The following is a 25,845-nucleotide window of genomic DNA, read 5'->3' as shown; positions in this document are numbered from 1 at the left end:
CTTAAAAGGTCGGGCGGCGCTTTGCGTTCCGGGAGAGGAGCCCGGATTACCCCAAGGGAGGAGAGCCCGATGGACCCCGAATTCAGAGGCGACAGCGACCACCACGACGGCACGTCCGACGCGACACCGGGCGGATATGTGGAGCGGCGCAGACCCGGCGAGTTGGGCTTTGCCCTCTTTCTGAGCCTCGCAAGCCTGTTCCTGCTTTACAGCGCCTATGGCATTTCCGGGTTCGAGGCGCTCTCGGCTCCCGGTGCTGTGCCTATGGCCACGACCTTCGTCATGGTGATCGCGGCGCTAGTGGTGACAGTGCGCACCGCGCGCCTGCCAAAGGTCACGACCGAAACACTGGCGCGCGACATCCTGCCGGGGATGGTGATGCTCTTCATCGGCTTTCTGATCGTGTTTGGCCTGCTTCTGCAACCGCTTGGGTTCGTGCCAACCGCCGCCTTGTTCCTGACACTCGCGATCAAGGTGCTGGCGCGGCGCGGCTGGGGCTATACGCTTGTCGTGGCACTCGGCGCGTTGATCCTGATCTGGATCGTGTTCCGCGTGGTGTTCACCGTGCTGTTGCCGTCAGGCATCCTGCCCGAGGCCGAATTCATCCAGTTCTTCCGCAGTCTGCTGTCCGGGGGGGCCGCGTGATGGATACGATTCTTGCCATCCTGACGATCTTTACCCAGCCCGAATTGCTGGTGCTGGTCGGTGTCGGCACCTTTGCGGGCATCTATATCGGCGCGATCCCGGGCCTGTCGGTCACCATGGCGGTGTCGATCCTGATTTCGTTCACCTTTTCATGGGATGTCTACCCGGCGATTTCACTGATGGTCGGCATCTATATGGGCGGGGTCTATGGCGGGTCGCGCACCGCGATCCTGCTCAACATCCCCGGCGCGCCCTCGGCCATTGCCACGGCGATGGACGGCTATCCGATGGCGCAACGCGGCGAGGCGGGGCAAGCGATTGGCGTGACCACGGTGATGTCGTTCTTCGGCGGGCTGATCGGCATTCTGGTGCTGGCACTGGCAGCACCCTTCGTGTCGGATTTCGCGCTGAAATTCCAGCCGCGCGATTACATGCTGCTGGCGGTTCTGGGCATCCTGCTGGTCGGCTCGCTGTCGTCCGGCTCCTTGGTCAAGGGCATCTTTGCCGGGGCATTGGGCATCGCCATCGGCGCGGTCGGGCGTGACCCGCTGACCTTTACCGAACGCTTCACGTTCGATCTGCAACTGATGGAGGGCGGCATTTCCTTCATCGCCGTCATGATCGGCATGTTCGGCGTGTCCGAGGCGCTGTTGCAGCTTCAGAACGTCAACATGACGGCGGTGCGCCAGAAGATCGACAAGATCGTGCCCTCTTTCGGCACAATCCGCAAATACCTGCCGCTGTCGCTGCAAACCTCGACCATCGGGGTGGTGATCGGCGCGCTGCCCGGAACGGGGGGCGATATCGCGGCGCTGATGGCCTATGACCACGCCAAGCGCGTGACCAAGAACCCCAAGGTGCCGTTTGGCAAAGGCGCGATGGAAGGGCTTGTCGCGCCTGAAACCGCCAATAACGCGGCTGTCGGCGGAGCCTTCATCCCGATGATGACGCTGGGTATTCCCGGCGATGCGGTGACCGCGATCATGATCGGCGCGCTCTTCATCCACGGGCTCAACCCCGGCCCGATGCTGATGATTGATCAGCCCGACATGTTCTGGTTCATCGTCGGTGCGCTGATGATGGCGAATGTCTTCATGCTGATCTTTGGCCTGACCGGTATTCGTATCTTTACCAAGATCGTGGAAATGCCGCGCTCTGTCATCATCCCGCTGATCCTGCTTCTGTCGATTGTGGGCGCTTATGCCGTCAACAACCGGGTCTCGGATGTCTACTGGATGCTGGGCTTTGGCGTGTTCGGCTATTTCATGCGCCATTACGGCTACCCTCTTGGCCCGGTGATCCTTGGCGTGATCCTGTCGCGGCTTCTGGATGACAACTGGCGCCGCGCGATCATCTCGGAGCGCGAGGATCTTGGCCGCTTTTTCGAAGGCATCGTGACCAGCCCCCTTTCCCTCACCCTCTTCCTCTCGGTGATCCTGATCTTCGTCAGCCAGACCCCGCTCTGGACCGCCCTGAAAACCCGTCTGTTCAAAAAGGCCACATCATGACCGCGACCCATGCCATCAAACTTGGCCTGATCGGCGATAACATCACCCGCTCGAAATCGCCGCGCCTGCATCGCACGGCGGGGCAATTGACCGGGCATGATGTGACCTATGACCGGCTGATTCCGCGCGACATGCACCTTACCTTTGACGAGGTATTCGAGCAGGCCCGTTCGGGCGGCTTTCGTGGCATCAACGTGACCTACCCTTACAAGGAACTTGTGACCGCAAAGGTCACGGTCACCGATCCGCTGGTGCGCGCCATCGGGGCGGTCAATACCGTGGTCTTTGACGCGGATGGCCCCAAAGGGTTCAACACCGATTACACCGGCTTCATGGCCGCCTATCGCGCCGTGCGCGGCGAGGCTGGCCCCGGCACCGTCTGCCTCATTGGCACGGGCGGGGTGGGCAAGGCGGTGGCCTTCGGGCTGATCGGACTGCGGGCCGAGGCGATCCGCTGTGTCGATCTTGACGCGGCCAAGGCCGAGGCACTGGCCGAGGCGCTGCGCGCGCTTGGCTCGGAGACCCGGATCGAGACAGCCACCGACGCAATCGCCGCCGCGAAAGGCGCGGACGGGATCATCAATTGCACACCGCTTGGCATGGTCGGGATCGGCGGCACCGCCTTGCCGGCGCAGGCGATGGCGGGCGCGAAATGGGCCTTCGATGCGGTCTATACCCCGGTCGAGACGCAATTCCTGCAAGACGCGAAAGCGGCGGGCCTGACGGTGATCTCCGGCTATGAGCTGTTTTTCGGCCAGGGCGTCGATGCCTGGGACATCTTCACCGGCATTCCCCTCGATCACGCCGCACTACGCGCCGCCATTCAGGAGGAGGGGCAATGAAAACCGCCATCGCCACCGTGTCGATTTCCGGCAACCTGCCCGAGAAGCTCGAGGCGATTGCCGCCGCCGGATATGACGGGATCGAGATTTTCGAGCAGGATTTCATCGCCCATGACGGAAGCCCGCGCGAGGTGGGCGAGATGATCCGCGACATGGGGCTGAAGGTCATGCTGTTTCAGCCCTTCCGCGATTTCGAGGGCCTGCCCGACCCGCAGCGCGCCAAGGCGTTTGACCGGGCCGAACGCAAGTTTGATCTGATGCAGGAACTGGGCACTGATCTGGTGCTGGTTTGTTCCTCCTGCCATCCGCAGGCGCTTGGCGGGATCGACCGGGCGGCGGCGGATTTTCACGACCTTGGGGAACGTGCCGCGCGCCGTGGCCTGCGCGTGGGGTTCGAGGCGCTGGCCTGGGGGCATCACGTCAATGACCACCGCGACGCGTGGGAGGTGGTGCGCCGCGCCGATCACCCGAATGTCGGCCTGATCCTCGACAGCTTTCACACGCTGGCGCGCAAGATCGACCCCGACACCATTCGCCGTATTCCCGGCGACAGGATCTTTTTCGTGCAACTGGCCGATGCACCGCGCATCGACATGGACTTGCTCTATTGGTCGCGCCATTTCCGCAACATGCCCGGCGAGGGCGATCTTGACGTGACCGGCTTCATGCGCGCGGTGATGGCGACGGGCTACGGCGGGCCGGTCTCGCTTGAAATTTTCAACGATCAGTTCCGGGGCGGGCAACCAAAGGCGGTGGCCAAGGACGGCTATCGCTCGCTCGTCGCGCTGATGGATGACGTGCGCCGCACCGAACCAAGCGCCACGCCTGACCTGCCCCAAATGCCCGCCCGTGCGCGCACGGCAGGCGTGTCTTTCGTCGAATTCGCCACCCGAGGGGATGAGGCGACAGCCCTTGAAACGCTTTTGCAAACCCTGGGCTTCACCCCCGCTGGCCGCCATATCGCCAAGGATCTGTCGCTCTGGACCCAAGGCGAGATCCGCGTCGTCGTGAACCGCGAGTCCACCGGCTATGCCAGCAGCGCCTATGCGATGCACGGCACCACGGTGTGCGACGTGGGCGTTGCGGTGCAAGATGCAAGCGCCACCGTTGCCCGCGCCACCGCCCTTGGCGCGCAGCCCTTTTCCCAGCCGATCGGGCCGGGCGAACTGGACATTCCCGCCATTCGGGGCCTCAGTGGCAGCGTGCTGCATTTCATCGACGACAAAAGCGGTCTCAGCGATGTCTGGTCGGTCGAATTCACGCCCGAGGTGCCAAAGGCCGAAGGCGCGGGCCTCACCCGCATCGACCATCTGGCGCAGACCATGAGCTATGATGAAATGCTGTCGTGGTCGCTCTTTTACACCACGCTGTTCGAGATGCAGAAATCACCGATGGTCGATGTGGTCGATCCTGATGGCCTTGTGCGCTCTCAGGCGCTTGAGGCCCCGAATGGCGCGTTTCGCATCACGCTGAACGGGGCCGAGACCCATCGCACGATGGCAGGCAATTTCCTCGCTGACAGTTTCGGGGCCTCGGTCCAGCATATCGCACTGGCGAGCGATGACATCTTCGCCACGTCCGCGGCGCTCATGGCGCGCGGGTTCAAGCCGCTGCCCATGTCCGAGAACTATTATGCCGATCTTGCGGCCCGCTTCGATCTGGCCCCCGACATGCTGGCGCGTCTGAGAGAGGGCAACATCCTCTATGACGAGGATGCGCAAGGCGCGTTCTTCCAGCTTTACTCGCGCCCCTATGCGGGCGGCATGTTCTTCGAGATCGTGGAGCGGCGCGGCGGTTATGCGGGCTATGGCGCGCCCAATGCCCCGTTCCGCATCGCCGCGCAGAAACGCCTGATGCGCCAGAAGGGGATACCGAAACGATGACAGACAGGTTTGACAAAGGCGTGCGCGTGCGCCGCGAGGTTTTGGGCGAGGCCCATGTCGACCGGGCCGAGGCGGCGAAGACGGAGTTTGACGCAGCCTTTCAGACCCTCATCACCGAAGGGGCATGGGGCACGGTCTGGGCCTCGGACGCGATCACGCGGCGCGAACGCTCGATGATTACGCTGGCGCTGCTGGCGGCCACGGGGAATTTCGACGAGATACCCATGCATATCCGCGCCACCGCCCGCACCGGGGCCACGCCCGGCGATGTGATCGAGGTGTTCCAGCATGTGGCCATCTATGCCGGTGTGCCGCGCGCCAATCACGCGATCAGGCTGGCCAAGGAGACCTATGCCGAGATGGAAAGGGACAAGACATGACCACCGCAGAGCTTTATCAGCGCGACCGCGAATGGCATCCGCCCGCCTATGCGCCCGATTACAAGACCAGCGTCGCCCGCTCGCCGCGCAACGCGCTTCTGTCGTTGCAATCCTCAGCAAGCGAATTGACCGGGCCAACGTTCGGCCACACCGACATCGACCCGCTGGATAACGACCTCATTCGCAACTACGCTCAATCCGGCGATCCCATCGGCGAGCGCATTATCGTGCATGGCCGGGTTCTGGATGAAAACGCGCGCCCCGTCCCCAATACGCTGGTCGAGATCTGGCAGGCCAATGCCGGCGGGCGCTATCGGCACAAGAAGGACAGCTACCTTGCGCCGATCGACCCCAATTTCGGCGGCTGCGGGCGAACTTTGACCGATGCCGAAGGGCGCTATGCCTTTCGCACGGTCAAGCCGGGGGCATACCCGTGGCGCAACTGGGTCAACAACTGGCGGCCCGCCCATATCCATGTCTCGGTGTTCGGCACCGCCTTTGCGCAGCGCCTGATCACCCAGATGTATTTCGAGGGCGATCCGCTGATTGCCAAATGCCCCATCGTCAAGACCATCCCCGACCCGCGCGCGATTGATCAGCTTGTCGCGGCGCTTGATTTGAACGCCACCGTGCCGCTCGATTCCATCGCCTACAAGTTCGACATCGTGCTGCGCGGGCATCGCTCGACCTATTTCGAAAACCGGCCCGAGGGGAACTGATCATGGTCCAGTCATTGCATTACCTCAAGGAATCCGCCTCGCAGACTGCCGGACCTTATGTCCATATCGGCCTTGCGCCGGGCGATGCGGGGTTCGACATCTACGCCCGCGAACTTGGCCGCGACATCACCGGCCCCAACGCCAAGGGCTCCCGCATCACCGTCACCGGCACGGTCACCGATGGCACCGGCGCGCCGGTCAAGGATGTGCTGATCGAGGTCTGGCAGGCCAATGCCGCGGGCGTCTATCCCGGCACCGGGCCCAATGCCGAAAAGGTTGAAGAGGGCTTTCGCGGCTGGGGCCGGGTGATCCCGGATTTCGACACCGGGGTGTTCGAGGTCAAAACGGTCAAACCGGGTGCCGTCATGGGCCGGGGTGGGCGCCTCATGGCCCCGCATCTCAACCTCTGGCTGGTGGCGCGCGGCATCAATGTCGGTCTCAACACCCGGATGTATTTCGGGGATGAGGAGGCTGCCAACGCCGCCGACCCGGTGCTGGGCCTCATCGAGCAGGCGCACCGGCGGCAAACTCTGGTCGCGCGCGCGGACGGCAACCGTTATCATTTCGACATCCGCCTTCAGGGCGATGATGAAACCGTATTCTTCGACCTGTGAGGCCCCTGCCATGACCAACCCCTGCATCATCTGCGTGGCGATCACCGGCTCGGTGCCCACCAAGGCCGACAACCCCGCCGTGCCCGTCACCATCACCGAACAGATCGAGAGCACGCATGCGGCGTTCGAGGCGGGTGCCAGCATCGCCCATTGCCATGTGCGCGACGACGACGGGCGGCCCACCTCTGACCCCGAGCGTTTTGCGCGGCTGAAAGAGGGGCTGGAGCGGCACTGCCCCGGCATGATCGTGCAACTGTCCACCGGCGGGCGGTCGGGTGCCGGGAATGCGCGCGGCGGCATGCTGCCCCTGCGCCCCGACATGGCGTCGCTGTCGGTTGGGTCAAACAACTTTCCGACGCGGGTTTACGAGAACCCGCCGGACCTTGTGAACTGGCTCGCCGACGAGATGATCAAATATGACGTCAAACCCGAGATCGAGGCGTTTGATCTGTCGCATATCTTTCATGCGGCGCTCATGCACAAACGCGGGCAGATCAAGGACGCGCCCTATGTGCAATTCGTGATGGGCGTGAAAAACGCCATGCCCGCCGACCGCGAGGTGTTCGATTTCTATGTCGCCACCGTCAAGCGGTTATTTGGCGACGTGCCTTGGTGCGCGGCAGGCGTCGGGCCGAACCAGATCGTGGTCAACGACTGGGCGATTGCGGCGGGCGGGCATGCGCGCACCGGGCTTGAGGACAACATCCGCCTTGATCGTGATACGCTGGCCCCGTCCAACGCGGCGCTGGTCAAACGCACGGTCGGGATTTGCGAGACATACGAACGCCCCGTCGCCACATGGCAAGAGGCGCGGCGTATCCTCGGTCTGCGGCAGGTAGCGGCCTGATGCCCTTTGCCACGCTCAACGGTGTCACGCTGCATTACCGCTATCGTCCCGGCGCGGGCGTGCCGGTGGTCTTTCTCAACTCGCTCGGCACCGATTTCCGCATCTGGGACGGGGTGATCGCCGGGCTTGGCGCGGATGTGCCGGTCCTCTGCCTCGACAAGCGCGGTCACGGGCTGAGCGACGAGGGCGAGGTCACCATGGCCCTGCTGGCAGGGGATGTTGCCGCGCTGATGGATCACCTGCGTCTGAGCCATGCCGTGATCTGCGGCGTCTCTGTGGGCGGCATGATCGCGCAGGCGCTTGCCGCCGCGCGCCCCGATCTGGCGGCGGGGCTGGTGCTGTGCTGCACCGGCGCGCGGATCGGCGATTCCGCGGGCTGGAATGCGCGCATCGACACGGTCCGGCGCGATGGCATCGCCGCCATGTCCGAGGCCATTCTGGAACGGTGGTTCAGCATGGGCTTTCGCACCACAAAGACCGCCGCGCTGGCAGGCTATCGCAACATGCTGACGCGCACGCCCGTTGCGGGCTATGCCGCGGTCTGCGCCGCGATCCGCGACACCAACTTCACCGAAGAGAGCGCGCGGCTGGCCGTGCCCACCCGGTGCCTCGCCGGGGCCGAGGACCTCGCCACCCCGCCCGATCTGGTGGCGGCGCTGGCGGCCTTGATTCCCGGGGCCACCGTCGAGGTGCTGGCGGGCTGCGGCCACTTGCCCTGCATAGAGGCCCCCGGGGCGGTGGCGGGGGCCGTAAGCGCGCTGCGCCGGAGACTTTCGTGACGGATGTGTTCACAAACCCCTGGTTTCGCGTCCATTTCGGCGATGCGCAGGCGCACGCGCTGTGGGCCCCCGAGCGCCAGATTGCGCATATGCTGGCTTTCGAGGCGGCCTTTACCCGTGCTCTTGGCGTGACCGGCGTGATCCCGGCGCGCCATGCCGAAGAGACGGCGCGCGCCATCATGGCCTTTGCGCCCGATCTCGATGGCTTGCGCGAGGGCACCGCGCGCGACGGCCTGCCGGTTCCGGCGCTGGTGGCCGCGCTCCGCGCCGCCATTCCCGCCGAGCCGGGTGCGATCCATCGTGGTGCCACCTCGCAGGATGTGCTCGACACCGCGCTCAGCCTCACGCTGCGCGAGGTGAACGTGCTCCTCCTTGCGCGGCTGGACGGCCTGATGGACGCGCTTGATGACCTCGCGCAGCGCTTCGGCGCAAATCCCCTCATGGGCCGCACCCGGATGCAGGCGGCGCTGCCTGTCAACGTGGCCGACCGGCTGGCCACATGGCGTGACCCGCTTGACCGGCATGTCGAACGGCTCGTCCATCTGCGTCCGCGCGTGGAGCGTCTGCAACTGGGCGGCCCGGTGGGCACCCGCGCGGACCTTGCCCCCCATGGTGCGGCGATCGCCGCCGCGATGGCACAGGAGCTTGGCCTTGGCAATCCTGCCCGCGCCTGGCACACGACGCGCGACGATCTGGCAGACTTCGCGGGGTTCCTGTCGCTCGTGACCGGCACGCTTGGCAAGATGGGGCAGGATATCTGCCTGATGGCGCAACAGGGGCTGGACGAGATTGCGCTGGCGGGCGGTGGCACCTCTTCGGCCATGCCGCACAAGCAGAACCCGGTTCTGGCCGAACTTCTGGTGACGCTCGCACGCTACAACGCCGGGCAGCTTGCCGGGATGCATCACGCGCTGGTTCATGAACAGGAACGCTCGGGCGCGGCCTGGGCGCTGGAATGGATGATCCTGCCGCAAATGACCGAGACCACGGCGCGCGCCCTTGCCGCCGCGCGTGCCCTGTGCGCATCGGTCACGCGGATCGGCGGGCAAGCGCCGGGCTGACGGACGTCAAGACAAGCGGTCCCTGACGCCGCTCACCCCTTCGCCCCCTGACCGCGTGCGTAGATGTCTTCGTATCGGATGATGTCATCCTCGCCGAGATAGGTGCCGGTCTGCACCTCGATGAGGACCATCGGCACCTTGCCGGGGTTTTCCATGCGGTGCACCGCGCCGAGCGGGATATAGACCGACTGATTCTCGCTGATGAGCTGGACCTTGTCATCTATGGTCACTTTCGCCGTTCCCTCCACGACGATCCAGTGTTCCGAGCGGTGGTGATGGCTTTGCAGGCTGAGCGCGGCACCGGGATGCACATGGATGCGCTTGACCTGAAAGCGCCCGCCGGTGGCGAGGCTCTCGAACCAGCCCCAGGGGCGATAGTCGCGGGGCAGGGTCTCGGCCTGTCTGGCACCTTGTTTCTTCAGCGCCTCCACCGCCATTTTCACGTCCTGCGCGCGGCTCCGATGTGCCACGAGCACCGCGTCGGACATGGCCACGGCGATGATGTCCGTGAGGCCGATGCCGACCAGTGCCTGTTGGCTGTCCTCGGCGCGCAAGAGCGTGTCCGCGCAGTCGATGGCGGTTGCGGGGCCGGAGGTGACGATGCCCGCGTCGTCCGGCGCGCTCTCTCTCCAGACGGCATCCCAGCCGCCCAGATCGGACCAGGCCCCGCCATAGGGCGCGACGCTCAGGTTGCCGGCCTTTTCCATCACCGCGTAGTCGATGGACTCGTTTTCGCACGCGGCCCATGCTTCGGGGTCGAGGCGCAGGAAATGCAGGTCGCGCTCTGCCGTCGCATGGGCGCGGGTCACGGCGGCCAGCATCGCGGGCTGGTGCGTCTCGAAGGCCGACAGGATCGTGTCGGTCGAGAAGAGGAAAATCCCCGCGTTCCACAGATGCATCCCGTCCGCCAGCAACGCCGCTGCCGTCGCTGCGTCCGGTTTTTCGACAAATCCCCTGAGCGGCTGCGGCACGGGCGCGAAATCGGCCTCCGGGGACTTGCTGAGCGCAAGCCAGCCATAGCCGGTCTCGGCCCGGTCGGGCCGGATGCCGAAGGTCACGATGCGCCCTGCCCGGGCAGCCGGGATGGCGGCCTGCACGGCGGCGCGGAATCTCTCGGGATCGGGGATCACGTGATCCGAGGGCGCGACCAGCATCAGCGCGCCGGGCGCGCGCGCCTGCACGTCCAGCGCTCCGGCCAGGATCGCGGGTGCGGTGTTGCGCGCCTCGGGCTCGATCAGCGTGGCGGCGGCGGCGATGTCCACCCCGGCCAGTTGTTCGGTCACGACAAAGCGGTAATCCGACCCGGTGATGATCGTGGGGGCCGCGTATCCCGCGCCCGACAGGCGGCGCGCCGAGGCCTGAAAGAGGCTTTCCTCCCCCGTGAGCCGGGTGAATTGCTTGGGATAGCTCTTGCGCGACAGCGGCCAGAGCCGGGTGCCGGAGCCGCCGCAGAGCAGGAGCGGATGGATATCCTCGGTCATGGTCAAACCTCCCTTGCCCCGCGTCATCCGCGAAAGTCGTCCTGATGTTCCAGAAACCATTGATAGGTGCCCGCGATTCCGTCCTCGAGCGCGATGGCGGCGCGCCAGCCCATATCCTCCAGACGGCGCACATCCATCAGCTTGCGCAGGGTGCCGTCGGGTTTCGTCGGGTCGGTAGCGATACGGCCCTCATAGCCCGTCGCCCGCGCCACCATCTGTGCCAGCTCCAGAATGGTGACATCCTGCCCGGTGCCGACGTTGATATGGCTCAGCATCGGCGCTGTGTTGGCGTCGTAGGTGGGCTTGTCGAGGTCCAGGACGAAAAGCGACGCCTCGGCCATGTCATCGACATGCAGGAATTCGCGGCGTGGCTTGCCCGACCCCCAGATCACCACCTCGTCGCGCCCTTGCGCGCGCGCCTCGTGAAAGCGGCGGATGAGGGCGGGCAGGACATGGCTGTTCTCGGGGTGGAAATTGTCACCGGGGCCGTAAAGGTTCGTGGGCATGACCGAGCGGTAATCGGTGCCATGCTGCCGGTTGTAACTCTCGCAAAGCTTGATGCCCGCGATCTTGGCGATGGCATAGGGCTCGTTCGTGGGTTCCAGCGGGCCGGTCAGAAGCGCGTCCTCGGCCATCGGCTGCCGGGCCTCGCGCGGGTAGATGCAGCTTGATCCAAGCTGCAAGAGGCGCGTCACCCCGGCGGCAAATGCCTGATGGATCACGTTGCACTCGATCATCAGGTTTTCATATATGAAATCAGCCGGATAGGTGTTGTTGGCGAGAATGCCGCCCACCTTCGCGGCGGCGAGGATCACCACATCCGGGCGCTGATCGGCCATGAAGGCGCGCACGGCGGCCTGATCGGTCAGGTCAAGCTCGGCATGGGTCGCGGTGATGAGCGTGATCGCTTCGCCCGCCGCCACCCGCGCCGCCAGTCGCCGCAGGATCGCGCCGCCCACCATGCCCTTATGTCCGGCGATATAGACGCGCATATCGCTCACCCGTTCTCGAAGCTTACCGGCATGTCCATGCCATGCGCCTTGAGCAGCGCGTGCCGCTGCGCGGTGCGCAGGTCTTCGGCGACCATCTCGGCGCACATTTCCTGCGCGGTGATCTCGGGCACCCAGCCAAGTCTTTCCCTGGCCTTGGACGGATCGCCCAGAAGCGTCTCCACCTCGGCGGGGCGGAAATAGCGCGGGTCGATGCGCACGACCACATCGCCGGGCCCCACGCCGGGGGCCTTGTCGCCGCGCACCTCGGTCACGGTGCCGATCTCGTTGACACCCTCACCGGTAAATTCGAGCGTGATGCCAAGCTCTTGGGCTGTCCAATGGATGAAGTCGCGCACCGCATACTGCACACCGGTCGCAATCACGAAATCCTCGGGCGCGTCCTGCTGCAACATCATCCACTGCATCCGCACGTAATCCCTCGCGTGCCCCCAATCCCGCAGCGCATCGATATTGCCCATGTAAAGGCAGTCCTCCAGCCCCTGCGCGATATTGGCCAGCCCGCGTGTGATCTTGCGCGTCACGAAGGTCTCGCCCCGGCGCGGGCTCTCGTGGTTGAAGAGAATGCCGTTGCAGGCATAGATGCCGTAGGCTTCGCGGTAATTGATCGTGATCCAGTAGGCATAGAGTTTGGCGACGCCATAGGGTGAGCGCGGATGAAACGGCGTGGTCTCGCGCTGCGGGGTCTCCGCGACCTGACCGTAAAGCTCGGAGGTGGAGGCCTGATAGAACCGGGTGACCTGCTCCAGCCCCAGAAAGCGGATCGCCTCCAGAAGGCGCAGCGTGCCCATGGCGTCGACATCGGCGGTGTATTCCGGCGCCTCGAAACTGACGGCGACATGGCTTTGTGCGCCGAGGTTATAGACCTCGTCCGGGCGCACCTCCGAGAGGATGCGGGTCAGGTTGGAGCTGTCGGTCAGATCGCCGTAATGCAGCTTGAGCCGCTGATGGTTCGAATGCGGATCCTGATAGATATGGTCGATCCGCTGGGTGTTGAAAAGCGAGGCCCGCCGCTTGATGCCATGAACCTCGTAGCCCTTTTTCAGCAGGAATTCCGCCAGATAGCTGCCGTCCTGCCCGGTGATGCCGGTGATCAGTGCCCGTTTCATATGTTTTTGCTTCTCTGCCCTGTGCCCTGGTCCTGTGGCTTCAGCCTGCTAAGCCCGCATCGCGGGCACCAGCCGATCCTGACACAGCGATAGCACATTCCGCCCCTGGGGGAATCCGTGTCGTCGCGGTTGCGTGCTCAGAGCGCCGCGACTGTTGCCGATCTGCGCGCGTGGCTTGCAAGAAAGCCGCGCGCGGCGTCAAGCGCCTCGCGGATGGTCACATCCATGTCGATATAGCGATAGGTGCCGAGACGTCCGACAAAGCTCACCCCGCACTCTTCGGCGGCGAGACGCTCGTATTGCGCCAGCAGGAGTTTTTCCTGTGTCAGGCGGATCGGGTAATAGGGGATGTCGCCGGGGGCACAGGCGCGGGGATATTCGCGGTAGCACACGGTCATCTCGTGGCGTTCCCAGGGGCTGAAATGCTTGTGCTCGGTGATGCGGGTATAGGGTGTTTCCCGGTCGGGATAATTCATCACCGCGCAGCCCTGCCAGTCGCCTTGCGCGGTGAACCGTTCGAAATCGAGCGTGCGATAGCCCAGGTCGCCCAGCCGGTTGCCGAAATATCCGTCAAGCGGCCCCGACCAGAACAGGTGATCGGCGCGCCGCCCCTGCTCGGGCGTGTAGGGGCAACCGAGATGCACGTCGATGCCGGGATGGTCGAGAATGCCCGCGACAAGCGCGGTATAACCCGCCTCGGGCAGCCCCTGAAAGCGGTGAGCGAAATAGCTGTCCTCGTAGCTGAAGCGCATCGGCAGCCGCTTGAGGATGGACGCGGGCAGTTGATCGGGCGACAGGCCCCATTGCTTTTCGGTATAGCCGCGAAAGAATGCGCCATAAAGCGCGGGACCCATCATGGCGAGCGCCTGTTCCTCGAAATTGCGCGGCTCGTGCCGGGATGGCTGCGCCTGATCGTCAAGAATGAAGCGGCGCGCCTCCTCGGGGCGAAAGGCGCGGCCGAAAAACTGGTTGATCGTGTGCAGACTGAGCGGCAGGCCAAAGACCTGACCGCCAACCGTGGCCTTGACCCGATGCGCATAGGGTTGAAACCGCGCGTAGCGGTTCACATAGGACCAGACCTCGGCGTCGTCGGTGTGAAAGATGTGAGGGCCGTAGACATGGACGAGAATCCCCGTCTCGGCGCAGCGTTCGGTATGGCAGTTTCCGGCCACATGCGTCCGCGATTCGAGCACCGTAACCTTGTGGCCCGCCTCGGCCAGTTCCCGCGCGATCACGGCCCCGCTGAAGCCGGCCCCGACAACAAGTATCCGCATATCGTCCCTCTTCGATCCGTGGTGGTCCGGTCCTCGTGCAATAGGCCACGGGCCCGAACCTCGGCGGGTCTGAGGTTCAGTCCCCCGCGTGGGAAAGTAGCGGCGTGCGTCGCTTTTGGCCAGTCTCGGGATCACACTGGCGTGAAAATATGAAAATTGCCTAAAGACGTCTGCAAAAGGCGCGGTTCTGCCCGCTTTTTGCGCGGCTGTCTCCGCTCTTGCCCGCGATACCCGGGACCGGTGTGGGGTGGAGGGGGTCATGGGTCTGGAGTTTGTCGCGCATCTCGGTCTTGGCGATCCGCTGCTCGATCAGGATTTGCGCGATCTGGGCGTGGCGTGGTTGCCGTCCGGGGCGCATCTGGTGGCGGGGACCGGGCCGCTTGGCGGCCTTTTGTCCTTTCGTCTGGCGGAGGATGGTGTCGCGCAGCTTGTCGATACCGTTCATTTTTTCGGCGCGGTCGCCACCGGTCAAACCGGGCTTGCCGCCCCGGTCGCGGTCGCGGGCGCGGGGCGCATGGCGCTGGCCTTCGGCACAGCGCCGGATGGGGGAGCGAGGGCGATTCTCGCGCAGGAGTTGACGGGGACGGGCGGCTTTGGTGCGACGATCTCGCTGGGCCGCCTGCCGCAGGCGGGCAGTGAGGTGTCGGCGCTGGTGTCGGCCCGGATCGGCGGTTTGGAAACGCTGTTCGCGGCCGATGGCGTCAGCGGGCAGCTTCTGGTGTTCCGGGCGGGGCTGGCCGCGCCCGCCTCGTCCGCCGTGCCGCAGGGGCCGGATGGCGCGGCCCTGCTTGCCGGTCCGGCGCTTCTGTCGCTGGTGGGTGCGGCGGGCGACATGCAGCTTCTGGCGCTCGATCAGGGCGCGGGCGCGCTCTACAGCTTTGCCGTCGATGCCGCGACCGGCGCGCTTTCGGCGCGCGGTGTGCTGGATGGCGGTGGCGGTCTGGCGGTCGCCGATGTCACCGCGCTCGACGTGGTGAGCGCCCATGGCACCACTTTCGCGATCATCGCGGCGGCGGGCTCGCAATCGCTCAGCGTGGTGCGGATCGAGGCCGACGGCACGATGGTGCTGGTGGATCACGTGCTGGACACGCTCGCCACGCGCTTCGGCGGGGCGCAGGGGGTGAGCGTGGCGCAGGTGGGCGATCATGTCTTCGTTGCGGCGGGGGGCGCGGATGACGGGCTGAGCCTGTTTCGCCTTCTGCCCGACGGGCGGCTTTTGCATGTGGAGACGGTGGAGCACGCCCTTGGGCTCGGGCTTGAGAATGTGGGCCAACTGAGCGCCGCCATCCTTGGCACGCAACTTCAACTCTTCGTGGCGGGCGACCCGCGCGGCGGGATCAGTCAGTTCGCCCTCGATCTCTCCACGCTTGGCGTGGTGGCGGAAACCGGCGGCAACGCGGCGGCGCTGCTGACCGGAACGGCGGGTGACGATCTCTTGATGGCGCGCGGCTTCGGCGCGGACACGCTCTCGGGCGGCGCGGGCAACGACATCCTTGTGAGCGGACCGGGCGAGACCGCGATGCGCGGCGGTGCGGGGGCGGATGTGTTTGTCGTCTCGGCGGGGTCCGGCCTTGTGCGGATCACCGATTTTGCGCCCGGCACGGACCGGCTCGACCTCTCGGCGCTGCCGTTCCTGCGCAATGCGGGGCAACTCGGGATCGAGGCGGGCGCGGGTTTTGCCCGGCTCAGGTTCCGCGACACGGTGGTGGAGATCACCGCGACAACGCCGGTCCTGCTCGACGCTGCACGGCTCTTTGGCCCGGTCTTCGACTGGCCCGACCGGCTGCCGATCCTCACCAGCAGCTTCACCCTGCCGATCACCGGCACGCCGGACGCGGATGCTCTCGGCGGGACCGCCGGGGCGGACGTGATCGACGGTCTCGAGGGGGATGACACGATCTTCGGTCTGGGTGGCAATGACACGCTGCGGGGCGGGAACGGGCGCGATTCTCTGGGCGGGGGGCCGGGGCATGACAGCCTGTCGGGCGGCGCAGACAACGATACGCTCTTTGGCGGCGACGGCGATGACACGCTCGATGGCGGCGGCGGCAATGACGACCTTGGCGGTGGCCCTGGCAATGACAGCCTGATCGGCGGGCCGGGGCGTGACCGGCTCTTCGGCGCGGAGGGCAATGACACGCTGCTTGGCGGCGATGGCAACGACATGCTGGGTGGCGGGCCGGGGCACGACCTGATGTTCGGCGGGCCGGACGCGGATGAGCTTTGGAGCTCGGACGGCAATGACACGCTCTGGGGCGAGGCGGGCAACGACACGCTTGGCGGCGGTGCGGGTCATGACGAGATCAACAGCGGGTCAGGCCATGACGAGATCTGGGCCTCTTTCGGCAACGACAGCGTCACCGGCGGCGATGGCAATGACACGATCGGCCTTTTTTTCGGCGACGATCTGGCCGATGGCGGGGCAGGCGATGACCAGCTTTGGGGCGCTGCGGGCAACGACACGCTGATGGGCAGCGCGGGCAACGACACGCTTGGCGGGGGCGGAGGCGATGACAGGCTCGACGGCGGAGAGGGGCGCGATACGCTCTGGGGCGGTCCCGGGCAGGACAGGCTTGTGGGGGGCGCGGGCGACGATCAGATCGCCGGCGGGGCGGGGTCCGATACCTTTGTTTTCGCGGACGGCCATGGCCGCGATACGATCACCGACTTTGATCCGTTCGACCCGCTGGAGCGGATCGACCTGCGCGCTGTCGGTGCGCTCGGATCGCTGGCCGACGTGATGGCGGCCGCGACCGAGATCGGCAGTGATCTGGTGATCGATACCGGAGGGGGTGGCGTGATCGTCTTGCGCAATCTCGTGACGAGCGATCTCGATGCCAGTGACTTCATCTTCTGAATGCGGTGCCTACGGATCGCGCGGGGTGCCCGGTGCGCGAGACCGGAGCCATGCCATGCCCCCGGCATTGATCTTATCGAGCCGCTGCCAGAGCGCGTAATCCTCGGCATAGAAGGCGCGCAAGTCGTCCAGCAGGTCGGGCGGGATGGGCCCGGTGCTACGCTCTTTGGACACGTTCTCGCGCGGCAGCGGGCGGCGCACGTCAAGAGCGTCGCAAATCTGGCCGAACATGGGCGACAGGCGGTCATAGGGGATGATCACATCGGCCAGAACCTTGCCCTGCGGGCCGCAGAACTTGTCGCGTTGCAGGTTGGGTTGCCCGTCCGCACGGCGAAAATTCCAGTCCTGCTGCTCCCAGAACTCGGCAAAGCTCATCTCGGGGGGCAGGGGGCTGTCGACCTTGTTGGACTTGCGATAACGGAACCACGAGCCGATCCAGTCGAGCGGGTCGCGCATCACCCCGAACTTGAAGAAAAAGCGCGGCCACTGGCCGGACTGCGCGAAAATCTCGGGATGCGCCTCTATGGCCGCGTGCAAGGAGACGTGCTTGCGCTCGGGCGTGCCCTTGAAAGCGATCTCGGACACGGGTGCCAACGCCGTCTCGATCGAGGTCGAGGCGGTCTTGGTATTGGCCACGAAGACGAATTTCCGCTCTATTCCGATCAGCATTGCCGCGCCTCCTGCCTGTCGATAGCGTAACGCCCGAACCGATACCAGATCGCAACATGGCGCGGGGGTTTACTTGTCGGCATTGCTGCGGGACAAGCGTCAAGTGCAGACCGTTCAGACAAAGGCTCCCATGGCCCGCGCCCCCCAGATTTCGGTAATCGTGCCGGTTCACGACGTGGCGGCCCATATCGGTGCCTGCCTCAGGAGCCTCAGGTCCCAGACCTTTGACGATTTCGAGGTGATCGTGGTCGATGACGGCTCCGGCGACGCGAGTGCTGCGCGGGCGCGTGAGGCGATGGCGGGCGATGCGCGGTTTCGCCTGCTGGGCCAGTCCCATGCCGGGCTGTCGGTGGCACGCAACGCGGGTCTCGCCGAGGCGCGCGGAGAGTTCATCGCCTTCGTCGATGGCGATGACCGGGTGATGCCGGATTTTCTCGGGCGGATGCTCGGGGCGCTGGAGGAGACGGGGGGCGACTGGGTGGCCTGCGCCTTGCGCTATGTCTTAGCCGACGGCACCGGCGCGGCCCATTCGGGGATTCACAGCGCACCGGACCTCGGCGCGCATGTCGGGCTGCGGCGTCATGACTTTGCGGGCTGGCCGGATGTGGTCGCGCATTTCCCCTCGGCGTGGAACAAGCTCTATCGCCGCTCGCTCATCGACGGGCTGCGATACGACGAGGGGACGTGGTTCGAGGATCACGGGTTTTTCCTGCGGGCCGCCGCGCGCACCGATCACCTGATCCACCTGCCCGAACCGCTCTATCTGCAAACGCAGGGGCGGGCGGGGCAGATCACGGGCCGAGATGACGAGCGGGTGTTCGAGCAGTTTCCCGTGCTGGAGCGCGCGGGCGCGATCATGGCAAAGGGTCCGCACGACGGCGCAGAGGAGGCGCTGGCCACGCTTTCCCACCGTCTGATCGCCGAGCGCGCGCGTGTGCTTGCCTCGCCCGAGCGGCGCGCACGGTTTGCGCGCGCGGCGGCGGCGTTTCTCGACCGGGCAGGGATCGCGCGGGACGGGGCCTGTGTCTCCTGGCGCGAGGAAATGGCGGGCCGCCCCCCGCTCTCGGTCGTGATCCGCTGGGATGGGGCTGCGGTGGGGCCGCTCTCGGACACGCTTGCCGCGCTGGCCGGGGGGGCGGTGCTGGGTCAGGAGGGGGTGATCCTGTGCCCGCGCCCGGAAGATGCCGCCGCGCTTGTCGCCCTGGACGCGGCACCGCATATCCGGGCGGTTCCGGCGGCGGAGGGGCCCGGGGCCGCTCGTGGCGCACTGGTGATCGTTCTCGACGCGGGCGCGCGGCCCGATCCGCATGTCCTGAACGCGCAGGCGCGCGCGCTTCTGGAGGCGGGCGGTGATCTGGGCGTGATCGGCGAGACGGTCCCGGAGGGCGGGCGCTTTGTCCCCGATGCGGCGCTGGCGCGGCGCGCACCGCTGGCGGCGCACATGATCCGGGCGGCGTTGATCCGGTCGCACGATCTGCGCCTTGCCGATGCCGGGGGCATGGCACTTTGCCTCGGAGCCAGCCTGATGGCGGTGCGGGTGGTCAGCCTGCCCGGTGCGATTTTCGAGGCGGAGACGGCGGACGGACAGGCGGCGGATTTCCTTGCCGATCACGACGCCTGCATCGCGGCCCTGCCCGCCGCCGCGCGCGCGCGGCTGCCCGAGGGTTGGGAGCGGCGGCTGTTTCTGCGCGCGCTCTGGCGACACTGGCAACCCGAGCGGCGGCGCGCGATGGTCGCGGCGCTGATCGGCGGGATACGGCGCGGTTATGGGGGGCGCGGCGCGCCGCCTGCCGGTGTCGATGCCGATGTGCCTGCGCGGCTGGTGTCAGGGCTCGATCCCCGCACGGCCCCGCGCGTCCTGCTTGCGCCGCTCGACGAGCCCGCCCCGCCCGCGGCACCGCCCCCCGTGGCGCGCGAGGCGCTCCGGCCCTTTGCGCTTGATGGCACGGGCTGGCTGCGGTTCCGGGCCGATCTGGCGGCAGACCCGTTCGCCAACCTGTCGTTTTATGGCGTGGACCGCGTTTCGATCCCGTTTCACGTGTCGTTGCGCCGCGATGAACGGCGGGCTGTGTTGAATGATCGCGATGCAGCCGGGCACTGGCGCGCGGAGATCGCCCATGACGCGCCGCTCGGGCCGCGCATGGTAGAGGTGGTGATCCGGCTGACGGCGACGGATGCGGCGCTCTCGCTGGACGGTGTGCCGCTGGTGCGGGTCGAGGCCGGGGAGCGGTTCGGCGGTCTGGACCGGATCGCGTTCGTGGAATCGCAGGGGTCAATCACGCTGCTCGATGTGGTTTCGGGCTGGTCGGGCAAGGGGCTGGTGCTTGACGAGGGCTGGCTCTTGCGTGTGCCGGAGGGGGTTGGGTGTCTGCGGGCGGGACCGGATGAGGCACCGTTGCGCGTGATCGCGTCGGCGGGCGTGCCGGGGGGTCTGGTGCCGCTGCCGGGGTGGCTCTGGGCAGATGTGCCGGAGGGCGCGACGCTCGATATCGTCGCGGATGATCCGGCGCGCGGGGCCTTGCGGATACCGCGCGCGCAGATGGCGGCGCGGCTCGATGCGGCGCTGGCGCACCGGCTTGAGCCGGAGGACATGCCGCGCAGCCTTCTGGTGCTGGAGCATCTTGTCCATGGCGGGTTTGCAGCGCTGCTGTCGTCCGAGGGGCAGGCGCGCGCGCGGGCCTTGGCCGTCCGGTTCGGGATGGCAGGGGCACTCGGGCTTGCGCCCGTCCCGGAGCCGACACCCGAGACCGGGCGCGAGGTGGCGCGCGCGCTTGCCCGTTTCGCCGGGGCCATGAGCGCCACCCCCGCCCCGGATGCGCGCGATGTGCTGCCCGGTCTGGCGGTGCCCGCCAAAGAGCGGCGCGCGCTGTGTCTCGGGCTGGTGGCGGCGCTGGCCGCCGAGGCGCATGATGGCGCGGATTTCGACGGCGCGATGGCCATGGCGCGCGCGGCAGGGCTGGCCGAAGGGCCGCTGCCGACCGATCCGTGGAGCCGCGCGGCACTCCTGCCTGTCCTGTTGGCCGAGGGGCGGGGCGATGCGGTCCATGACGCGCTCTGGTCGCTGGTGCCGTCCGGGGAGGCGTGGCTGCCGACCACCTGCATTGCGCATGTGGCGCGTCACGCGCTGCGCGCGCGGCGGGTGGACCCGGACCGCCGCGAGGCGCTGATTTACGGGTATATTGATTTCGTCACGCGCCGCCTTGCCGATTTCTGGGGCCGGGCGCATTGCCGCGAGCTCACCCGCGCCGCCGTCGCCCTGCTGGGCCAGCGGGCGCTGATGAGCCGTTACCTGGCCGCGGATTTCGAGGCGTTCTGCCTGCGCGCCTACGGGCTGTCGCGGCTGTTCTGGGAGGCGGTGGAGGCGCAGGGCGTGGCCGATCTGCCGCCACGTCTGGCAGAGGCGCGGGCGGCGTTCCGCCAGGTGGAGCAGGGGCGCGGCGGGCTGGACGCGGCGCTGCAGCTGTTCGCGGCGGCGGGCAACCCCGATGCGGCGCGCGTGGCGCGCGAGATGGGCTGTGCGGTGCCGGGCGAGCAGGTGCGCGCATGGGCCCGCCCGGGCGCGGGCGCTGTTCCCGAGGCCGAGATGGCGGACCTGCGCGCGGCGCTGCCCAAGCTTTATCCCAAGACAGCGCCCCCCCGCCACACCGCATTGCAGCGCGCCTGTGCGGAGATGATCGAGGCGGCGCTGGCCGCGCCCGACACAGGTGAGGCGGGTCCGCTCTTTGAGCGGCTCGACCTGATTGCCGGGGCGCAGGCGCAGTATCTGGGCCTGGGGCTGGGCCTGTCTCTGGTGGCTGGGCTGGGCGACAGTGCCTTGCGCGCCGAGGGTCTGGACTGGCTCGCGGTGCGGCTGGACGATCTGCCCGAGGCCAGGCGCGCGGCGCTGGCGGCGGCACCGTCGGTGCGGCAGGGGGCGGTGCGGTTGCGCGCGGCGCGGATACCCGGTTCGGAGCCGCTGCTGGACGCGCTCGGACCGGGCGCGCCCTTGCCGCCCGGTTGCGCGGCGCTCGGGCCTGCGCATCCGCTCTATGATACGCTCGTGGTGATCTTTACCTGCGCGCCCTATCTTGAAACCCGCGCCCCGGCGCTGCGCGCGGGGTGGCTGCGCCTGCTCGAGGAGATGGGGATCGCCCATGTCTTTGTCACCGGCGGCGGCGATGGCCGGCTGGACGGCGATGTGCTGCGGCTCGATGCGCCGGACGATTACGAGGGCCTGCCGCAAAAGACCCTCGCCGCGATCCGCTGGGTGCATGATCGGACCGATTTCGGCCATGTGCTCAAGATCGACGACGATTGCTTTCTGAACGCGCCGGAATTCTTTCGCGCGCTCAACTATCGCCGGTTCGATTATTACGGGCGCAAGCTCTCGCTCATTCCCGGTCAGATGGACCGGCGCTGGCATCAGGGCAAATCCACGTCGCATCGGGCCCGGCGCGCGCTTGACAAGTCGCCCGAACCCTCGAGTTATGCCGATGGCGGCTCGGGCTATGCGCTCAGCCGTCGCGCCATGGCAGAGGTGCTTGCCGCGATGAACAGCACCGAAGGCCGGTTGCTTGAACGGCTGTCCTTCATGGAGGACAAGCTGATCGGTGATCTTCTGGCGCTGCGCGGCATCGCGGTGGCGGAGGACGGGTATTATACGGCGGTCCGTCGTCGCAGCCATGCCGGGGCGCAACCGGTGTCGTCCTGGCATAACGGGTTCCTGGCCAGCCGCGCCATGCCGGTGCAGATGGTGCATCTCGACAGTGCCGAGGATCAGGCCCCGGCACTTGCGCGGTTGGCAAGCCCGGCGCTCTGGCCGAAGAAGATCTGGCCTGGCTTCCATGCGGCGCGTCTCGGGGCGCAGAGCAATGCGCTCGATCTCATCACCTCGGAGGCGAGCGCAGAGGCGGCGCGCGAGGCCCAGGTCGCGGTGGTCTCGGTGATGCGCAACGAGATGTTTCTCTTGCCGCATTTCCTGCGGCATTATCGCGGTCTGGGCGTCGAGCGGTTCGTGATCGCCGATAACGGATCGGATGACGGCACGTTGGACTATCTGGCCGAACAGCGCGACGTGACGCTCTTTTCGGTCGATACCGATTACCGGCGCGCGGCCTGGGGCGTGGCCTGGCAACAGGCCATGCTGGCCGAGTTCCGGCAAGGCAAATGGTCGCTCGTGGCCGATGCCGACGAGCTTCTGGTGTGGCAGACCGAACGGCGTCAAAGCCTGCAAGACCTGCTGGCCACGCCCGCGTTCGAGGGGGCCGATGCGGCACGGCTCTTCATGCTCGACATGTATCCCGACGGGCCGCTGGAGGGCGCCGATTTCGCCTCGGGCGATCCCTTCGCGGAGGCGGGATTTGCCGAGCGCACGCCGTTCCTGCGCTCGACCCCGATGCGCGGGCCGTTCTCGGATCAGCCGACCTGGACCTCGGCGCTGCGCCACCGGCTCATTCCCGATGCGCGGCCCGAGATGTTCGTGGCGCAGAAAATCGCGCTTCTGCGGTATCACCCGTTCATGCGGCTCTCGGCCGGGCTGCATTTCGTGGGCGACGTGCGGCTGGCGCGGCGCGAGCTGATCCTGGGGCATTTCAAGTATAACGCCGAGTTCCGCCGCAAGGCCGAGGCAGAGGTCGCGCGCGGCCAGCACTGGGGCAATGCCGAGGAATACCGCCGCTATCTCGCGCTTGTCAGCGAGGGCCGCCGCGTGATCCATGATCCGGGCGTGTCGCTGCGCTGGCACGAGGTGCCGTTCGTGGCGGCGCGGCTTGGCTGACGGTCAGTGCCAGCCGTAATGGTCGCCAAGCGCGGCCATATGCGCGGCCATGGTGACGGGCGGACGGGCGTTTTCCCAATAGCGATCCATGTCGACGCGCCCCGCAAGCAGCGCCGCTATCCGGGCATGAAAATCGCTTGTGTCACCTGCGGCAAAGACCATCTCGGGGCAATTGCCCAATTCCTGCGCGCCGCCCATGTCCGAGGTCAGCAGCGGGATGTGGCGGGCGTGCATCTCGATGGCGACCTGCGGCAGGTTGTCGTGCCAGAGCACCGGCACCACCCCCACATCCACGCCTGCAAGCAGCGCATCAAGCCCGTCATGGGAATAGCCGTCCAGATGGGTAAGCCCCGCGAGCCGGTCGCCGAGCGCGGCCAGCCGGATCATCGCCTCCGCCTCACCCCGGCGGGCGGCGACGACAAGGCGCAGACGGCGGGCGAGCGGTTCGGGCAATGCCTCGAGCGCATCAAGCAGGAAATAGAACCCCTTGTCGCGGCGCATGTAGCCCAGATAGGCCAGCGTCAGCGTGCCATCGGCACCGGGCAGGGGGCCGCGTGGCGCGGTGCGGGTGAAGGCCTCTGACTCGAGCGTGCCGATGGGGCAGACATGGGCGCGCTCGGGTTTGATCCCATAGGACAAGGCTATTTTTCGCACCGCATCGGAGACGCACAGAACGGCGTCGCAGTGCCGGTTGAGCGTGTCGATCATCGCGCGCCGCCGCGTCGAGAAGATCACCGCCTCATCGGGGGCGGGCGGCAGGGCAGGCCCGGCCAGACTGCGCCGAAGCCAGCCCGTCCGCCGGAAAAGCCGCATTCCCCAGCGAAACAGCGGATCAAACCCCCGTCCTCCCGGCGCGATGCCAAGGCATTTGAGCCGGTAGGCCACGGCATTGGCAAGCCGGATCACGCGCCTGTCGGGCCGGTGCGGCAGGCAATGCACACACGCCCGCCCACCGTCGAAATCGGCGCAACTGCGGCGCTCCTGATACCACAGGTTCACCTGCGGGCAGATCGGGTAGTAGTTGTGCAGCATGAAGAGGACGCGGGTATCCGGTGCCGTCTCCTTGAGGCGCAGCACCGGTGCGGGCAGCCCTTCGAGATTGTTGAAATGCACCGCGTCATAGGGGCCGGTGGCGCGCAGGAAATCGAAGAAGGTGGCCTCGGTCGCGGGGTGGCTGATCTGGGCGGGGTCGCCGTAACTGTGATGGGCGGGGGCCATGACGCCGGAATTGACGATCTCGAAGCGGCGCGCGCGGTCCGTGTCCGGGCCGTGGCGGACCTGCTCCCAGCGGGGCGGGCCGGGGCGCAGATCGTAGGAGATGCCCGAGGACAGAAAGACCGCTTCGGTCTCCGGTGCCTTGGCCAGTTCGGCCATCAGGTTGCGCTGATAGACCGAGACACCGCCGCCGCGCCGTTCGGGGTCGAGGTAATCCACCCAGTTGACATAAAGCACGCGGCGCATTGTTCAGATCTCCGGGTCGAGCCAGTGGCCGAAGCCGATTTGGCGAAAGTAGCGGGCGATCGGGTCGGGATACTTGAATCGGGCGAGTATGTCGTCGGGGCTTTGCTTGACCAGCGGGCTTTTCATCCCCGGATCGGGTGTTGTGCCCAGAAACCCGGTAATCCGCTCGATGAAATCCGGCGCGAAAAGCTGGCGGTATTCCAGCGTCAGGCGACGGTTGGGCAGGCTGTCGAGCCAGTGCGCGAAAAGCGTGTCCATGCTCGCCATTTCATGCCAGCGCTGGCAGATCCTGCGCGGGCCGACGTTGATCTTTTCGTGGATATGGGCATCGGGTCGGGACTGGGCCCAGATCAGCGATTGCTCGGCCTTGATGAGCGAGGAGACCTGCGCCAGCCGGTTGTCGCGCCAGACATGGATGAGGTCAATCTCGGGGTATTCGGCCAGCCGCTTGAGGATGCGCACGTTGTGGCCAAGCATGTATTTGAACCCCACCCGCTCGACGCCCGGTGGCGCGGCCGTCTCGAAAAACCGCTGCATGAACACAAGCGGAGAACGGTCTCGCTCAAGCAGATGCTCGGGGGCGTCGTCGCGGTCCCTGACGCCGACGATGGCATAGGGGTTGAACTGCTCGCCGCTGCAATGGATCGCGGGATGGGCGTTCAGCAGCGTCATCAGATATGTGGTGCCGCTGCGCGGCAGCCCGATGATGAGAAAGCGGCGCGGGGCGGGGCCGGGGGGGGCTGTCCTCTGAGGGGCTTCGGGCAAGGGGCTGTCCATAAGGTTTCGGATGCGCCCGCGTTGTCGCGCAATTACCGGCCTGTTGCAAGCCAAGGGCGCAGGTGCGTCACCCGCTTGCGCCTGGGCCATGCTTGGGCCAAGGTGCCCGCCAGAGTGCCGAACGGCCGGGGCAGGGGCAGGATGCCGCAATTCTTGAACAGGGCGCGTGGCTGG

At 66.7% G+C, this 25,845-nt stretch carries 19 protein-coding genes; 12 read left to right on the top strand and 7 right to left on the bottom strand.

Annotated elements, in window-relative coordinates:
* The first annotated feature begins 69 nt into the window (after positions 1 to 69).
* From ACSSV8_RS01100 to ACSSV8_RS01055, 10 genes are read left to right on the top strand one after another with little or no spacing between them, the layout of a single operon-like run.
* Entirely contained in the window at positions 70 to 645 is a 576-nt protein-coding gene (locus ACSSV8_RS01100) for a tripartite tricarboxylate transporter TctB family protein (RefSeq protein ID WP_454281227.1), read from the top strand.
* On the top strand, positions 645 to 2,153 hold the full coding sequence (locus tag ACSSV8_RS01095) for a tripartite tricarboxylate transporter permease (protein WP_454281226.1): 1,509 nt from the start codon (positions 645 to 647) through the stop codon (positions 2,151 to 2,153). The genes ACSSV8_RS01100 and ACSSV8_RS01095 overlap by 1 nt, the downstream gene beginning before the upstream one ends.
* Positions 2,150 to 2,995 (top strand): shikimate dehydrogenase family protein, encoded by an 846-nt coding sequence (locus tag ACSSV8_RS01090; RefSeq protein WP_454281225.1) that lies wholly within the window; start codon positions 2,150 to 2,152, stop codon positions 2,993 to 2,995. Before ACSSV8_RS01095 ends, ACSSV8_RS01090 begins: the two co-directional genes overlap by 4 nt.
* On the top strand, positions 2,992 to 4,878 hold the full coding sequence (locus ACSSV8_RS01085) for a bifunctional sugar phosphate isomerase/epimerase/4-hydroxyphenylpyruvate dioxygenase family protein (protein WP_454281224.1): 1,887 nt from the start codon (positions 2,992 to 2,994) through the stop codon (positions 4,876 to 4,878). Before ACSSV8_RS01090 ends, ACSSV8_RS01085 begins: the two co-directional genes overlap by 4 nt.
* Entirely contained in the window at positions 4,875 to 5,258 is a 384-nt protein-coding gene (gene pcaC, locus ACSSV8_RS01080) for a 4-carboxymuconolactone decarboxylase (protein WP_354538879.1), read from the top strand. Before ACSSV8_RS01085 ends, pcaC begins: the two co-directional genes overlap by 4 nt.
* The gene (pcaH, locus tag ACSSV8_RS01075) at positions 5,255 to 5,977 is read left to right on the top strand and encodes a protocatechuate 3,4-dioxygenase subunit beta (protein ID WP_354538880.1); all 723 of its coding nucleotides are present in this window, start codon (positions 5,255 to 5,257) and stop codon (positions 5,975 to 5,977) included. The genes pcaC and pcaH overlap by 4 nt, the downstream gene beginning before the upstream one ends.
* A 2-nt stretch (positions 5,978 to 5,979) precedes the next feature.
* Positions 5,980 to 6,591: a protocatechuate 3,4-dioxygenase subunit alpha gene (gene pcaG, locus ACSSV8_RS01070; protein ID WP_454281223.1), complete on the top strand. Its 612-nt coding sequence runs from the start codon at positions 5,980 to 5,982 to the stop codon at positions 6,589 to 6,591.
* A gap of 10 nt (positions 6,592 to 6,601) precedes the next feature.
* Positions 6,602 to 7,438, top strand: coding sequence for a 3-keto-5-aminohexanoate cleavage protein (locus ACSSV8_RS01065; protein ID WP_454281222.1), 837 nt, complete (start codon positions 6,602 to 6,604; stop codon positions 7,436 to 7,438).
* Entirely contained in the window at positions 7,438 to 8,217 is a 780-nt protein-coding gene (pcaD, locus tag ACSSV8_RS01060) for a 3-oxoadipate enol-lactonase (protein ID WP_454281221.1), read from the top strand. Before ACSSV8_RS01065 ends, pcaD begins: the two co-directional genes overlap by 1 nt.
* On the top strand, positions 8,214 to 9,278 hold the full coding sequence (locus ACSSV8_RS01055) for a 3-carboxy-cis,cis-muconate cycloisomerase (RefSeq protein ID WP_454281220.1): 1,065 nt from the start codon (positions 8,214 to 8,216) through the stop codon (positions 9,276 to 9,278). Before pcaD ends, ACSSV8_RS01055 begins: the two co-directional genes overlap by 4 nt.
* A gap of 32 nt (positions 9,279 to 9,310) precedes the next feature.
* On the opposite strand, the gene ACSSV8_RS01050 is transcribed toward ACSSV8_RS01055, so the two are convergent.
* The 4 genes from ACSSV8_RS01050 to glf form a co-directional block, all read right to left on the bottom strand.
* Positions 9,311 to 10,759: a mannose-1-phosphate guanylyltransferase/mannose-6-phosphate isomerase gene (locus tag ACSSV8_RS01050; RefSeq protein ID WP_454281219.1), complete on the bottom strand. Its 1,449-nt coding sequence runs from the start codon at positions 10,757 to 10,759 to the stop codon at positions 9,311 to 9,313.
* A 23-nt stretch (positions 10,760 to 10,782) separates the two neighbouring features.
* A complete protein-coding gene (gene fcl / locus ACSSV8_RS01045; RefSeq protein ID WP_454281218.1) occupies positions 10,783 to 11,751 on the bottom strand; it encodes a GDP-L-fucose synthase in 969 nt (322 codons plus the stop codon).
* 5 nt (positions 11,752 to 11,756) lie between these two features.
* Complete coding sequence (gene gmd / locus ACSSV8_RS01040; RefSeq protein WP_354538886.1) at positions 11,757 to 12,878, bottom strand: GDP-mannose 4,6-dehydratase; 1,122 nt, start codon at positions 12,876 to 12,878, stop codon at positions 11,757 to 11,759.
* 137 nt (positions 12,879 to 13,015) lie between these two features.
* The gene (gene glf, locus ACSSV8_RS01035) at positions 13,016 to 14,152 is read right to left on the bottom strand and encodes a UDP-galactopyranose mutase (RefSeq protein ID WP_354538887.1); all 1,137 of its coding nucleotides are present in this window, start codon (positions 14,150 to 14,152) and stop codon (positions 13,016 to 13,018) included.
* 259 nt (positions 14,153 to 14,411) lie between these two features.
* Between glf and ACSSV8_RS01030 the strand changes: the two genes are divergently transcribed.
* Positions 14,412 to 17,009 (top strand): hypothetical protein, encoded by a 2,598-nt coding sequence (locus ACSSV8_RS01030; RefSeq protein WP_454281217.1) that lies wholly within the window; start codon positions 14,412 to 14,414, stop codon positions 17,007 to 17,009.
* Positions 17,010 to 17,018: 9 nt separating this feature from the next.
* Here the strand turns inward: ACSSV8_RS01030 and ACSSV8_RS01025 are convergent, their stop codons facing one another.
* Positions 17,019 to 17,678 (bottom strand): hypothetical protein, encoded by a 660-nt coding sequence (locus tag ACSSV8_RS01025; protein ID WP_354538889.1) that lies wholly within the window; start codon positions 17,676 to 17,678, stop codon positions 17,019 to 17,021.
* A gap of 130 nt (positions 17,679 to 17,808) precedes the next feature.
* Between ACSSV8_RS01025 and ACSSV8_RS01020 the strand changes: the two genes are divergently transcribed.
* Positions 17,809 to 23,433, top strand: a complete 5,625-nt coding sequence (locus ACSSV8_RS01020; RefSeq protein WP_454281216.1) for a glycosyltransferase — start codon at positions 17,809 to 17,811, stop codon at positions 23,431 to 23,433.
* 3 nt (positions 23,434 to 23,436) lie between these two features.
* On the opposite strand, the gene ACSSV8_RS01015 is transcribed toward ACSSV8_RS01020, so the two are convergent.
* A complete protein-coding gene (locus ACSSV8_RS01015) occupies positions 23,437 to 24,894 on the bottom strand; it encodes a glycosyltransferase (RefSeq protein WP_454281215.1) in 1,458 nt (485 codons plus the stop codon).
* A 3-nt stretch (positions 24,895 to 24,897) separates the two neighbouring features.
* Complete coding sequence (locus tag ACSSV8_RS01010) at positions 24,898 to 25,659, bottom strand: sulfotransferase (protein ID WP_354538892.1); 762 nt, start codon at positions 25,657 to 25,659, stop codon at positions 24,898 to 24,900.
* Between the last annotated feature and the right edge of the window lie 186 nt (positions 25,660 to 25,845).

The sequence above is a fragment of the Roseovarius sp. MBR-79 genome, from assembly GCF_053628555.1.
This window is presented reverse-complemented; position numbering and strand designations above follow the sequence as displayed.